This is a genomic window from Saliphagus sp. GCM10025334, from assembly GCF_042663485.1.
GTDB lineage: Archaea > Halobacteriota > Halobacteria > Halobacteriales > Natrialbaceae > Natronosalvus.
On record NZ_JBHTAF010000001.1, the window covers coordinates 233,274 to 246,545 of the forward strand.

General features: G+C 64.0%; 8 protein-coding genes. 6 read left to right on the plus strand and 2 right to left on the minus strand.

The window, feature by feature from the left end:
- Nucleotides 1-91: 91 nt before the first annotated feature.
- Complete coding sequence (locus tag ACFQO4_RS01030) at nucleotides 92-2,035, minus strand: ABC transporter substrate-binding protein (RefSeq protein WP_500259157.1); 1,944 nt, start codon at nucleotides 2,033-2,035, stop codon at nucleotides 92-94.
- Between the two features lie 523 nt (nucleotides 2,036-2,558).
- Here ACFQO4_RS01030 and ACFQO4_RS01035 point away from each other — a divergent pair.
- The 3 genes from ACFQO4_RS01035 (at nucleotide 2,559) to ACFQO4_RS01045 (ending at nucleotide 8,179) form a co-directional block, all read left to right on the plus strand.
- The gene (locus ACFQO4_RS01035; protein WP_500259158.1) at nucleotides 2,559-5,108 is read left to right on the plus strand and encodes an alpha/beta fold hydrolase; all 2,550 of its coding nucleotides are present in this window, start codon (nucleotides 2,559-2,561) and stop codon (nucleotides 5,106-5,108) included.
- A gap of 121 nt (nucleotides 5,109-5,229) precedes the next feature.
- Complete coding sequence (locus ACFQO4_RS01040; RefSeq protein ID WP_500259159.1) at nucleotides 5,230-6,696, plus strand: amidase; 1,467 nt, start codon at nucleotides 5,230-5,232, stop codon at nucleotides 6,694-6,696.
- Between the two features lie 163 nt (nucleotides 6,697-6,859).
- Complete coding sequence (locus tag ACFQO4_RS01045) at nucleotides 6,860-8,179, plus strand: neutral/alkaline non-lysosomal ceramidase N-terminal domain-containing protein (RefSeq protein ID WP_500259160.1); 1,320 nt, start codon at nucleotides 6,860-6,862, stop codon at nucleotides 8,177-8,179.
- A 138-nt stretch (nucleotides 8,180-8,317) separates the two neighbouring features.
- Here ACFQO4_RS01045 and ACFQO4_RS01050 read toward each other — a convergent pair whose 3' ends face one another.
- A complete protein-coding gene (locus ACFQO4_RS01050) occupies nucleotides 8,318-9,931 on the minus strand; it encodes a glycoside hydrolase family protein (RefSeq protein ID WP_500259161.1) in 1,614 nt (537 codons plus the stop codon).
- 260 nt (nucleotides 9,932-10,191) lie between these two features.
- Here ACFQO4_RS01050 and ACFQO4_RS01055 point away from each other — a divergent pair, with 260 nt between their 5' ends.
- The 3 genes from ACFQO4_RS01055 to ACFQO4_RS01065 are packed head-to-tail and all read left to right on the plus strand — an operon-like array spanning nucleotide 10,192 to nucleotide 13,237.
- Nucleotides 10,192-11,184 carry a Gfo/Idh/MocA family protein gene (locus tag ACFQO4_RS01055; protein WP_500259162.1) on the plus strand — a complete coding sequence of 331 codons (993 nt, stop codon included), beginning with the start codon at nucleotides 10,192-10,194 and terminating at the stop codon, nucleotides 11,182-11,184.
- Nucleotides 11,181-12,176, plus strand: a complete 996-nt coding sequence (locus ACFQO4_RS01060) for a Gfo/Idh/MocA family protein (RefSeq protein WP_500259163.1) — start codon at nucleotides 11,181-11,183, stop codon at nucleotides 12,174-12,176. Before ACFQO4_RS01055 ends, ACFQO4_RS01060 begins: the two co-directional genes overlap by 4 nt.
- 50 nt (nucleotides 12,177-12,226) lie before the next feature.
- Nucleotides 12,227-13,237: a Gfo/Idh/MocA family protein gene (locus ACFQO4_RS01065; RefSeq protein ID WP_500259164.1), complete on the plus strand. Its 1,011-nt coding sequence runs from the start codon at nucleotides 12,227-12,229 to the stop codon at nucleotides 13,235-13,237.
- Nucleotides 13,238-13,272 lie beyond the last annotated feature (35 nt).

A 13,272-nucleotide genomic window follows, 5' to 3' on the forward strand; every position in this document is an offset into this window, starting at 1 on the left:
CGTGGGACAGAAGCTGTGAGAGAAGAGGGAGAAAGGGAAAGAATGAAAGATGACGGTGCTCGTTCCGCTCACCGAACAGCTGTACGGGTCGTTATGGGTACCCGACGGTGCCGTTCTTGATGAGGGGGTACAGCGCGTTGTTGGTCTCGAGACGCCACTTCTCGTCGACCGACCAGTCGAAGTCACGCGTGTTGGCCCAGCGACCGGACTCACGGTAGAGCAGGTCGATTTCCGGCATGTGGAAGTTCCACATCCAGCACAGCTTTTTGATCTGTTCGTTGGTCCACTCGACGTCGTCCGTAACCATGATCTCGTTGACTGTTTCGACCAGATTGATCTCCTCGGTGTCGCCGGAGAGGTCGAGTTGACCGATCTCGGTTGGGATCTCCCAGACAAGCGGTTTCCCGTTGTACGGCGAGTGCGTGCGGCCGTCGTCGAGCCACTGCTGGATCGTATCGTTCGCAGCGCTGGTTCCACCGGTTGCGATCTGCGACACGAGGCGAAGCCCGAACGAGTGATTGTACCGGAAGAACCCGACCGGGTGCTGGTAGTCCGCTGCGTAGTGGCTGTACGGCGTGAGCCCCCAGTCCATGGTTTCGTTGAACCGCTCGGTCACCTGGTTCTGCTCCTGGCCCTCGAACACGACGGGGAAGCCGTACTCCTCGAGCTGGGCGTGGACGGTCTGTCCTGGGACGTTGAAGAAGTAATCCGTCCCGATGGGCATCAGGATCGGGTCGAGTTCTTCGCCGTCCGGATTGTAAACCGTCCCGTCTTCGCGCGAGTAGCCACCGGCCTCGAGGAACTGGTCTGCGAGTTCGTGGTCGGAATCCTGGGGTGCGTAGTCGATGAAATTGTCCAGGTCGTCTTCGAGATACGTATTGTTCCACTCCTGTTCGATTCCCGTGTGGACGTCGATCGGGAGCCCGGTCTCGAAGTTCGTGACGACGTCCTGCGTGTTGATGACCGCCGTCATCGCGCGACGAACGGCACGGTCCTGGAGTGCCTCGGTGTGGTTCCAGTTGATCGTCATCGAGTACATGAACTTCGAGGCGTACTTCGCGAGGTCCTGATAGTGGTCGGGGAGTACCTCCCGGTACTTCTGTTCCATCGCGACGGAAGCGAAGTCCACCTGCTCGTTCGATATCATCTCGTCCTGGGCGGCACCCTCGGCGACGAGTTCCTCGTACCGCTCGATCTGGACGTCTTCGGACCATCGGTGGTGGTCGACAGGTTCGAGCGTGACGCCCTGTGTGGACCAGTCGACGAGTTCGAACGACCCCGTGCCGAGCCCCTCGTTCATGTACTGGTCGATGTCGATTTTCTTTTCGAGAACCTCGGTTGCGGCCGCATCTCGTTCCTCGTCCGTGGACGCGTCCTGCAGCGCCTCGAGGTGGGGTTGCCACGTCTCCGCATTGAGGGAGTCAAGGTTACCGCTCACGCCACCCAGGTCGGTCGTCTCGATGAGCGCGGGATTCTTGGGCTCCTTGTAGGTGTACTCGATCGTCAGGTCGTCGACCAGTTCGATGTTCTCGTACTGGCTTCCGTCGGGTGACATCAGCCTGTTCACTTCTTCCCAGGTGTACAGGTCCTCTGCAGTGTACTGGTCGCCGTTCCAGAAGACGAGGTCGTCGCGAAGCGTCTTCGTCAGTACCAGACTATCGAGGTCCCAGTTCCAGGACTCGAGTGCGGGCGTCTCGACGTTCCCGTTGTTGTAGACGATCGTTTGCCGGTCATTGGTGAAATCGACCAGTCGGGAGGGGAACTGTTCACCGAGAGGGTTGAAGTTGTACTCGTCGGGAAGCGTACTACCGGCAATTCGGGTCAGCGTCCGGTTCTCACCGTTGCCCCCATTTCCTCCGTTACCTCCGTTGCCGCCGTTGCCGCCGTTGCCTCCATTGCCACCATTTCCACCGTTTCCGCTCGTACAACCGGCGAGACCGGCCGTCGCACCCGCCGTCAGGGCGAGGACGTACCGCCGACTGGTCAGATTCCTGCTGCTACGCTTGCCCATTGTAGGTTTGTCACCATCTGGCATAGGAACCACACTCTCCCCAGACGCGATAAATCTTTCCCCGCGGAGTAAGCGTATCTCCACGGAAATTTTTCGAGTTCTAGAATTTACTGGCCGTTTCTCTTTACTTATCTCGATAGTGATGGAACTATCTTTTACACGTTCTAATCGCCAGGCGCGGCGAATCTAGACGACTAGTATAGCCGAATGCTGATCGGCCAAGGCCCGATCACAGAAGAACGCGGGATGGCGAACAGGTGCGGTCAGAGAGGCATCCTGGTTCAACACGCTGTTTGCGGTCGACGATGGATACGCTCGACTCGAGTTGATCCGGCCTCGACGTACAACTGCGTTCGCTCGAGACCAACACTCCTCGATTAAAGGGTTGAAAAAGCCGAACGATACAGACCACTCAATCGGTCGGACTCGAGAATAGAGGTCGGAACGGCAGCATCAGGTCTCGAGGGAACTGCTATCCGACAACGACGGGACGCTCCGAAGACGAATTGGCGAAGACTATAACTCGTGCCGGACGAGCAACGTGAGTATGGATAGCGAACAGCACGACGAGCAACGAGCGGAGAAAAATGGCTCACGGTGGCCTATTGGACGTCGAGGGTTCGTGGTCGGTGCCGCGGCCGGGGTACTCGGACTCGGGGCGACGAAACTCGCACTCGAGTCCCAACGGGACGGGCCGACCGGCGACCCCGACGAAACGACTGCCGACTGGTACGGAGAAGCTGAGAGCGAGGGCGGGCGGAAACGCCGTCGAGAATACCTGGAGAAGCTGATTCCGCTCCTTCACCTCGACGCCGACGACGATCCCATCTCCGATCCACGACTCTCGAGGGAACACCCTAACTGGCGGGCGTGGCTCGACGATACCGGGGAACTGCCGCCGGACTTCGAACGGCTTCCCGCGACGGCTGGTCTTCCCGACCCGCTTCGTCGGGGTGAAGGCGGAGACGCTGACCGGATCGACACCATCGACGGCTGGGAACGCCAGCGCGAGCGCATCGGCGACGCGATCCAACACTGGTTGTACGGGAGTATGCCTCCTGTCCCGGACGACCTGCAGGTGACCGAGCTTCGCACGCTGACCGTGGCCGACGGGACCGCGACCCAGCGGGGCGTCCGTCTCGAGTTCGGTCCCGACTACGAGGCGACGATGACCGTTCAGGTCATGATACCGGAGGAGAGGGAGGGGCCGTTCCCGGTGTTCATGACGCAGTGGAACCACCGCGAGTGGGCATACCGTGCGCTCGAACGCGGCTACATCGGCGTCGTCTACGCCGGCGCCGACGCGAGGGACGACACTGGTGATTACGGGGAGCACTATCCAGACCACGACTTTCAGATCCTAGCGCGTCGGGCGTGGGGAGCCCAGCGAGTCGTCGATTATCTCCTCACGCTCGAGGAGGTCGACGACGATCGAATCGGGCTCACGGGCTTCTCTCGAAACGGAAAACAGGCGCTCATCACGGCCGCGTTCGACGACCGGATCAGCGCGGTCGCGCCCGCCGGTTCCGGAACTGGCGGCGCCCTGCCAGCCCGGTTCGATCGAGATAACTTCTTTTCGGGGCACATGGGCTACCACGCCCGCGTCCGACGAAGCTGGTTCCATCCGCGCTGGCGATTCTTCGTCGGGCGAGAAAATCGTCTCCCAGTCGACGCGAACTCGCTCGTGTCGATGGTCGCCCCGCGAGCGTGTATGATCGACGTCTCGATGAAGGACCTCAACTCCAACGCGTGGGCCATAGAACGGGTGTACAAATCCGCACTCCCCGTCTACGAACTCTACGACGCCGAAGACGCGCTCGCGGTCCACTACCGCCAGACCGGTCACGAAATGCCACTCGACGACGTCGAAGCGATCGTCGACTTCTTCGACTACGCGTTCGGTCGAGAGGAAGACGGCTACACCGTCGACGAGTACGTGAATCCATCGCGGTTCAATCACGAGTTCTCGTTCGACGAGTGGTCGAAGACGTCCGCCGCGGAAATCGATCTCGAAGCGTTCCCCGAGAGGGGTATCGACGATTTGCTCGTCGACGAGAACGGAACGACGATAACGACGACGGCGGACTGGGAGGCGAAGAAGCCTGCCCTTCGCGAGACGATCAGGTGGAGTTTCGGCGACCGGACGTCCGCAGACGGAGCGGTCGTCGGTCGACCCGACGAGACGGACACCATCGGCAAAGTGGAACAGTCACCATCCGACGTCGACGGTCCGCACGTCCAGAGCGACCTCTTCTATCCGCGGAGTCAGGCGGAAGAAGATGACGGCGCGAGTGAGACGGGAGACGCCACGACTGCCGGGGAGGAACTGCCCGCGATCGTCTGGCTCCACCCCTACTCCTACGGTGGCGGGTACGGGACGGGCGGAGGGTTCCGAGAACCACTCGAGTTCGCGACCGACCGCGGCTTCGCGTTCGCCTCGTTCGATCAGATCGGATTTGGGACGCGAACGATCGACGGCCAGGACTTCTACGATCGATACCCGAATTGGTCGACGATGGGAAAGATGGTGGCGGATACGCAGGTCGTCGTCGACCGATTGATCCAGCACGACTCGATCGACTCGGATCGGATCTACCTCGTCGGCTACTCGCTCGGTGCGACCGCCGGGTTGTACACGGCCGCTCTCGACGAACGGATTCGAGGCGTCGCCTCGGTCTGCGGATTCTCCCCGTTCCGCCTGAGCGACCCGGAGAAAGAGCGGGCCAACGCGGTGATCGGTCGCCACTCCCACATCCACGGCCACCACCCGCGACTCGGGCTGTTCCGAGACGAACCCGAACGAATGCCGTTTGACTTTCACGAGGTCCTGGGTCTCGTCGCTCCTCGACCACTGCTGGTGTGGGCACCGGAACTCGACTGGGATCACCCTCAAGAGGACGTCGTCCAGTGCGTGGAGGAAGCGCGAGCCGTGTACGACCTGTACGGGGCCGCCGACGCACTCGAGCTACGTACGCCCTACGACATCAACAGCTTCGATTATCACGAGGCCCGGCTCCGCGCGGCCGGCCACAGCGATCCGCCGCCACGGGCCCGTCGAGAGGCGGTCTTCGACTGGGTCGCCGAGGACCTTCCGTAGGCCCGAGGAGCGATGACCTGAGGAGTGAAACTCGGCTGTCGAGGACCCACAGCCAGTGACCTCCTCGAGGTCAACGCCACCAACACGCTTTTGCCCCCTCCGAGACCTTCTTCACCGGACTATGGCCAGCGATCGTCGCTTCGATCCCGCGTGGAAACTCGCGGAACGCATCCGCAACGGAACCGTCAGTCCAACGGCGACCGTCGACGCTCACCTCAAGCGAATCGACGAGCGCAACGACGACGTCAACGCCTTCATCACCGTCGCGGCGGAGCACGCCCGCGAGCAGGCACGAGCGGCGGAACGAGCGCTGGAGGACGGCGAGTCGGTCGGCCCGCTCCACGGGGTACCCGTCGCACTCAAAGACCTCACGGGCTTTCGCAAGGGGATCCGACACACGTTCGGCTGTCGAGCCTTCGCCGACAACGTCGCGACCCACACCGCCGATTTCGTTCGGCGACTCGAGGATGCCGGGGCGATCGTTATCGGCAAGACCAACACGCCCGAGTTCGGCCACAAACCACTCACCGACAATCTACTCGTCGGACCGACCGCGACCCCGTTCGACCTCGATCGTAACGCCGGTGGCTCCTCGGGCGGGAGCGCCGCGGCGGTCGCCGACGGCCAAACCGCGTTCGCCCAGGGCGGCGACGCGGCGGGATCCGTTCGAATTCCGGCGGCGTGGTGTGGCGTCTACGGGCTGAAACCGTCCTTCGGGCGGATCCCGGAATCCGCGCGCCCGAACGCGTTCCAGTATCACTCGCCGTTCATCTGCAAGGGCTTTCTGACACGATCGGTCAAGGACGCAGCGATCGCCCTCGAGGTCACGGCGGGACCGAACGCCCAGGATCCGTTCGCCTTGCCCGCTGACGACGCCGACTACGTCGCTGCTCTCGACCGACCGATCGACGAGTGGTCGATCGCCTACAGCCCCGACCTCGGGGTCTTCCCCGTCTCGCAGTCGGTTCGGGCCAGTATCGAAGACGCACTCTCCGCGTTCGAGCGAGGGGGCGCGACCGTCGACCAGGTCGACGTCGACATGGGCCACTCCCTCGAGACGCTCCGAGACCGGACCCGCTTCGGACTGATGCAGGCGTTCACCGCGAAGATCGCCGACTCCGTCGAGGACCGTAGCGGCATCGACTTCCTCGGCGAGCACGCCGACGACGTTCCCGAGGAGTTCCGCGACCGGATTCGGGCGGGTCGGCAGTTCTCCCCCGTCGATATCGGTCGGATGAACCAGGTCCGGACGGCGATGTTCGACGGGGTGCAGACCGTCTTCGAAGACGAGGGATACGACCTTCTCGTGACCCCGACGTTGGGGGTTCCACCGATCCGAAACGATTCGCTCGACGACGTTCGCGTTGACGGCGAACCCGTCAATTCGCGGGCGGACTGGCTGTTGACGTGGCCGTTCAACATGACCGGTCACCCCGCCGCGTCGATTCCGGCGGGACGAGTGGACGGGCTCCCGGTCGGGATGCAACTCGTCGGCCCGCGTTTCGGCGACGAAACCGTGCTCACTGCGAGCGCGGCGTTCGAACGCCACCGGCCCTGGATGGACTGGTACGCGACGGTGGAAGCGTAGGGGTTCGACGAAGCGGAAATTACGATCACGACGGACCTCGAGCGACGGACAACACGGTCGCCACCACTCTCGAAGGCGAGCCTCCTTTTTCGATCCGCGTCGTCGCGTGGCGACACCCACCGCAACCGGACCGTTTTTGCCCCCGGTCGATCAGAGTAGTGCCATGAACACGATGGACAGCGATCACGAGTGGCGTGCAGGAACCGCGAGCGAGGTTATCACACCCGAGGAGTCGATGCGGATGGCCGGTTTCGGTGCCCGCGAGGAGCCCTCCGAGGGAACGCTCCAAGACCTCCACGCGAAGGCGATCGCCCTCGAGGACGAGAACGGGACGCGCTTCGTCGCTGTCGGGGTCGAGATCCTGGCAATCTCGCGGCCCCTGCACGCGACGGTCACTGACGCCTGTGAAGACCAGTACGACCTCCCGGCATCGAACCTCCTGTTGAACGCTTCGCACACGCACTGCGGCCCGGTCTACCGGGAGCGCAAGACCGAGGTCTTCTCGCTGAACGACGAAGAGCGTGCGCAAGCGCGAGCCTACGCCGCGTACCTGGAGGAGACGCTAATCGACCTCGTCGGCGAAGCACTCACGAACCTCTCCCCCGCCTCAGTCACGTACAGTCACGCCCGCTGTGGCATCGCGATGAACCGACGCATTCCACTCGAGCAAGGGATCGGCTTCCAGCCGTATCCGGACGGGCCGGTCGACCACGACGTGCCGGTGCTGGCGATCGAGTCGCCAGACGACGAGACGCTCCGGGGGATCCTCTTCGGCTACGCATGCCATCCGACGAGCCTGTTCATCCGGGAGTGGGCCGGCGACTGGGCCGGCTACGCCATGGAACACCTCGAGGAGGAGTACCCCGACGCGACCGCCGTCTTCGTCCAGGGATGTGGCGGCGACCAGAAGGCCTACCCCCAGCGCGACCTCGAGTTGACGAAACACTACGGCAAGTCCCTCGCGACGGCCGTCCGCAGCGCGCTCGTCGCGAAGCGCCGGGAGGTTCACGGACCGCTCCGGTGTGTGAAAGAGGAGGTCGACCTCGAGTTCGAAGACCCGCCGTCCAGGGAAGAACTGGAGGCACAGCTCGAGTCCGAGGAGCGCTACGAGCGCCGCCACGCCGAGCACCTCCTCGCGGAACTCGACGAGCACGGGGAGTTGTCCCGCACCCATCCCTACCCGATCCAGGCCATCGGGTTCGGCGGCGACCTCACGATGGTGGCGCTGACGGGCGAGGTGCTGGTCGGGTACTCGCTGAAGCTCAAAGAGCGGCTACCCGGCCCGCTGTGGGTTGCCGGGTACTCGAACAACTACATGACGTACATTCCGACGGTCGACGACCTCTTCGCCGGCGGCTACGAGGCTGACCGGTTCGTTCACCTGACGGAACTGCCCGCGAAGTTCGACCACAGCGTCGAGGATCGCGTGCTCTCGACGGCGACGGCGCTCGCTCGACGCGTCGGGCCGCCGGACGAGCGGTAACGGGCAGTGCGGAACGGCAGGGACGTCGAGTGGAACGGACTGGTCCTCGCCGATCCAACCGAGCTCGATTATCGAACGTCCCAAAGGCCGACTCCTCGAGCAGTCACGGTACGACCGCGTTCTCGCCGGACTCGCTCGTCACCACCAGTCGTTCTGGTGTGTTTCAAGGTTCGTGAGATCACCATCGTCGAGGGCGTCCTCGTCCACGCCGTGGAACTCCGTCAGCCGTATCCGAACGCCGTCGACCTCTCCCTGGATGATCGAGTCCGTGTTCCAGATCTTACAGTCGTGGATACGGACGTTCGAGAGTTCACCCACGGAGTCGACCACCCAGTCGTCGTCGCGAGTGTGTTCGATGAACGCCCTCGGTTCGTCGCCGTCTCCCACGTCGAACGCGCAGTTGCTGAAGTCGATGTGGCGGACGACGGACGTCTCGTCGAGAATCCGGCACTCGACGAATTTGTCGAGGTCTCGCGCGGTACAGTTGCTGAAACTAACGTTTTCGATGAGATCGTTCGCCCACGTCCAGAGGACGACCGCCGCCGGAATCTGGGCGTCGTGGTCGGCGTATCGGGGCGCCATCGTACAGGAGTCGACGCGGCCGTTTCGGATCTCCCCGGTGAACGCCGAGAACGCGATCGTGTCGACGTCACAGTCGGAGATTCGGAACCCGTCGACCTCCTGGATGATACCGATTCGACGGACCGAACAGCCCTGTATGGCGACGTCCGTGATGCCCCCGCGCACGCCGTGGATCGCCAGGTGTTCGTCCATTCGACAGTCGGTGAAGGTGAGGTGGTGACCGCCGGTTCCACCCTCGCCGATGCTCGGGGCCGCCTGGATGCCCGGCCCGTTCACGTTGTCGTACGTCGAACAGCGGACGACGTCGACGTGCTCGCAGGTGCCCCGGAGGGTGATGCCGTCGTAACCGGTGTTTCGAGCGAGGCAATCGACGATCTTCGAGCGCGTACAGTCGGTGAAGACGATGCCGTAGCGCCAGTCGACGTTCTCCACGGTGATCGAGTCGAACAGCGCGTTGTCGACGGTGTGGAGCCAGACCGGACCCCAGCGGATGCCGTCCTGGGAACTATCGACGCCGTCGAAGTCGATGTGACCGCCGCGAACCGTGATGTCGTGGTTTCCGTTCTCGTGGTCGTCGTTCGTGATGAGTGCCGCACCCCCGTGGAACACCTCCGTGTCGCTTTCGTCCATCGTGGACGTGATGGTGACGCCGTCGAGGATCTCGAGGGTGAACTCGCTGGGGAGGTAGACCGTTCGATTCCACTCGCCCTCGTCACCGTAGACGACGACCTTGTTGTGGCCCTCGGCGTCGGCCGCGTCGACAGCCTCCTGGACCGCAGTGGCCCCCTCCGCGACGTCGACGTAACGGACGTTGTTGATCAGATCCCTGTCGCTCGTCGCCCGCAACACGCCGCTCTCGATGGAGAGGTTCTCGCCTGCGAAGTCGGTGATGGGTTCGGACCCGGCCATCTCGAGGGCGCCGAGGTCGCTCAGAGTGTGTCCCTGTGCATCGACGTCCTGTTCCCATCGACGAGGTCGCGGGTTGTTGGTAGCACCGACCTGCCCGACAGCGCCGCCTAGCAGACCCGCACCGGTGACGCCCGCCAGCGCCATCGCCGCCCGTCGAGTGACTGTTCCGTCGTCTCGCTCCCCCGCTGGTACTCGATCCGCCGTTTCGCCTGTCGGGTCGATCGACTCCGACGAGTCGCTATCTTGTCTATTGGTAGCCATTCGCACTGTTGCCAACACCTATGAGGGTTATAACTGAATTTCCTCCGGCGGGTGTTTCTTATAGAAAAAGAAATAAATAGGCTAATTAGAAACGATCGGATGCGTTGCGCACTGTGAACGCACTCGAGTTCCGATCGATTCGAGCGTTCTCGCCTCGAATCGATGTACAGAGGCGGACACAGAGCCGACGGTGCGAGACCGCGGCCCGCGTCAGCGATTGACACAATACTTATCGTGCCCCTCCCTGTACGCCTCGAGTGATGGTACGGATCGGAATTCTGGGCCGCGGCTTCATGGCGACCGTCCATGCGCTGCGGTACGCCGAGCTGGATGGAGTCGACGTCGTGGCCGTCGCGTCGCCGAGCGGCCCGAACGAGTTCGTCGCTGAGTACACCGACGGTGCGACGCCCTACGACGACGCCGTCGAGATGTACGACGCGGAATCCCTCGACGCAGTCGACGTCTGCACGCCGACGCACACCCACCGGGAACTGGTCGTCCCCGCGGTCGACCGCGGCCTGGACGTCCTCTGTGAGAAGCCCATCGAGCGAACGATGGTCGACGCGACGGCGATGGTAGACGCGGCCGCAGAGGCGGACGTGACGTTCATGCCGGGCCACACGCTCCGGTTCTTCCCCGAGTACGCGAAAGCTCGAGAGCGGATCCAGGAAGGCGACATCGGCACTCCCGGAAACGCCCGTCTGTTCCGCCAGTCGCCGTTCGCGGAGAAGAATGCCTGGTTCGTGGACGACGAGAAAAGCGGCGGGGTACTCCTGGATCTGGCGATCCACGACTTCGACTTCCTCCGGTGGACGCTCGGCCCGGTCGAACGCGTCTTCGCTCGACGCAAGCAGTGGGACGACCACGAGTACGCACTCGCCACGCTCCGCTTCGAAAGCGGCGCAGTCGGCCACGTCGACGCACGCTGGCCCAATCGGCCCGACCTCCCGTTCGTCACCCGATTCGAGCTCTCCGGCGACGAGGGCCTGCTCGAGTACGACAGCGAGGAAGTGTCGCCGATCGACGTCTACAGCACGACCGACGCCGGTGAACCCCAGCGGGATCCCATCGACGAACCGCTCGAGAAGGATCCCTATCGGCTCGAACTGGAGGCGTTCGTCGACTGTGTGCGCTCGGATTCGGAGCCGCCAATCACGGGCCGCGACGGGCTGGAAGCGCTCCGGATCGCGCTCGCGGCGATCGAGTCCGCGAACACTGGACGGCGCGTCGCACCCGACGAGGTGACGGCATGACGCTCCGTATGGGTATCCTGTCGACCGCCCACGTCCACACGAACGGATTCGGGTCTCGACTGAACGCCCGGGCGGACGTCGAGTTCGTCGGGGTGACCGACGACGACGTCGAACGCGGTCGCGAGGCGGCGGATCGATTCGACGTCGAGTTCCTCGAGCCTGCGGCGTTGCTCTCGTCGGTGGAAGCGGTCATCGTCTGCTCGACGAACGTGACACGGCGCCAGTGGGTCGAACGGGCGGCCGCCGCCGGTGTCCACGTCCTCTGTGAGAAGCCGCTCGCGACGAGCCTTGAAGACGCGCGCGCGGTCGTAGACGCCTGCGAGGAAGCGGGGGTCCAGTTGGGCGTCTGTATGCCGTTGCCGTTCAGCGTTCCCGCGAAGCGGGCGAAGGAAGCCTACGAGGCAGGCGAAATCGGTGACCTCCGGGTCGCGGTCGGCACGAATCGGGCGTGGCTGCGCGACCGCCACCTGACGGGGTGGTCGGCCAGTCCCGAACACGCTGGCGGCGGCGCGGCGATGGACCACACCGTCCACATCGTCGACCTCGTGCGCTGGATCACTGGCGAGGAGGTCGTCGAGGTCAATGCAGAGTTTTCGACGATGCACGACGGCGTCGAAGTCGAGGACGTCAACGTGCTCTCGATGGCGCTCTCGGACGGGAGCATCTTCACCCTCGACGGATCCTGGGACCGGCCCGACGACTGGGACTACTGGGGCGACGCGACGCTGAACCTGATCGGTACCGACGGCGAACTCTCGATCGACATCTTCGACCAGACGCTCAAGCGCACCCGCGAGGGCGAAGGCATCGACGGCGTCTACTGGGGTTCGATCCCGGACGACGGGTTGCTTCAGGACTTCGTCGACGCGGTGGAGAACGACCGCCCGCCCCTGGTCACCGCCGAGGACGGACTTCGCGAAACCGCCGTCGTGCTCGCAGCCTACGAGTCAGACGAGCGCGGCGAGCCGGTGGCGGTCGAGTACCGAAACTGACGCGGACCGAGCGGGCACATTTTTATACCGGCCGCGTGATGGATTCGGCGATGACTGAAGACATTCCAGTCCGCATCGGCATCGTCGGACTAGGAACCATCGGACGAATTCACGCGACGCGAATCGACGACCTCGGCGCCGAACTCGTCGGCGCCGACCTGGACGAGGGCGCGCGAGCGTCGTTCGAGGACGAATTCGACGCCCCGGCCTACCGCGATCACCACGAACTGCTCGAGTCCGGCGTCGACGCGGTGATCGTCGGCGTTCCTAACCGCATCCACGAGGAAATCGCCGTCGATGCCCTCGAGGCGGGCGTTGACGTCCTCCTCGAGAAGCCTCTGGCACACTCCGTCGAGAGCGCCGAACGGATCGCAGCGGCCGCCAGAGCGGCCGACGGGTTCTGTACGGTCGGGTTCACGATGCGGTTCTCGAGCCTCACGGAGCGAGCGATAGAACTCCGAGACGAGGGATCGTTCGGCTCGCTCTCGCACGTGAGCGTCGATTACCTCCGGCGGGGCGGCGTTCCCGGCGGTGGTCGGGGCTGGTTCACCGACGAGGGACTGGCCGGCGGCGGCGTGCTGATGGACCTGGGCGTTCACATTATCGACCTCGCCCTGCACCTGCTCGACTACCCGACCGTGGTCGAAGTGAGCGGCACGGCGCGCTCTGAGTTCGGCGAATACGAGGTCGACGACTCCGCGACCGCGTTGCTCCGATGCGCCGACGGGCAGACGATCTCCGTCGAGACGGCCTGGCACGGCACGGCCGTCCCCTCGCGGTCGTGTGTCGTGCGAGGGAGCGAAGGAGGCGCGTCATTCGAGGTGAGCGAGTCCGACCTCGCGTTCGTGAGCGCAGACGCCGACGCCGACGCCGACGTCGATACCCTCTCCGTCGAGGCCAACGACATGCACCTCGCGGAGGATCGGGCGTTCCTCGAGGCCGTCGCCGGCACCCGCGAGCCGCCTGCAGAGACGGTCGAGGAAGCGCTCGTCGTCCAGCGCGTGATCGACGCTATCTATCGGTCGAGCGAGAGCGGTCGGGCAGTGCGTCTCACCGAGTGATCGAACCGTCCGCGGACGCTTCAGCTTCGAACGTG

Coding starts and splice junctions, on each gene's coding strand:
- ACFQO4_RS01065 (WP_500259164.1), top strand. CDS start 12,227: ATGACTGAAGACATTCCAGTCCGCATCGGCATCGTCGGACTAGGAACC.
- ACFQO4_RS01045 (WP_500259160.1), top strand. CDS start 6,860: ATGAACACGATGGACAGCGATCACGAGTGGCGTGCAGGAACCGCGAGC.
- ACFQO4_RS01055 (WP_500259162.1), top strand. CDS start 10,192: ATGGTACGGATCGGAATTCTGGGCCGCGGCTTCATGGCGACCGTCCAT.
- ACFQO4_RS01050 (WP_500259161.1), bottom strand. CDS start 9,931: ATGGCTACCAATAGACAAGATAGCGACTCGTCGGAGTCGATCGACCCG.
- ACFQO4_RS01030 (WP_500259157.1), bottom strand. CDS start 2,035: ATGCCAGATGGTGACAAACCTACAATGGGCAAGCGTAGCAGCAGGAAT.
- ACFQO4_RS01040 (WP_500259159.1), top strand. CDS start 5,230: ATGGCCAGCGATCGTCGCTTCGATCCCGCGTGGAAACTCGCGGAACGC.
- ACFQO4_RS01035 (WP_500259158.1), top strand. CDS start 2,559: ATGGATAGCGAACAGCACGACGAGCAACGAGCGGAGAAAAATGGCTCA.
- ACFQO4_RS01060 (WP_500259163.1), top strand. CDS start 11,181: ATGACGCTCCGTATGGGTATCCTGTCGACCGCCCACGTCCACACGAAC.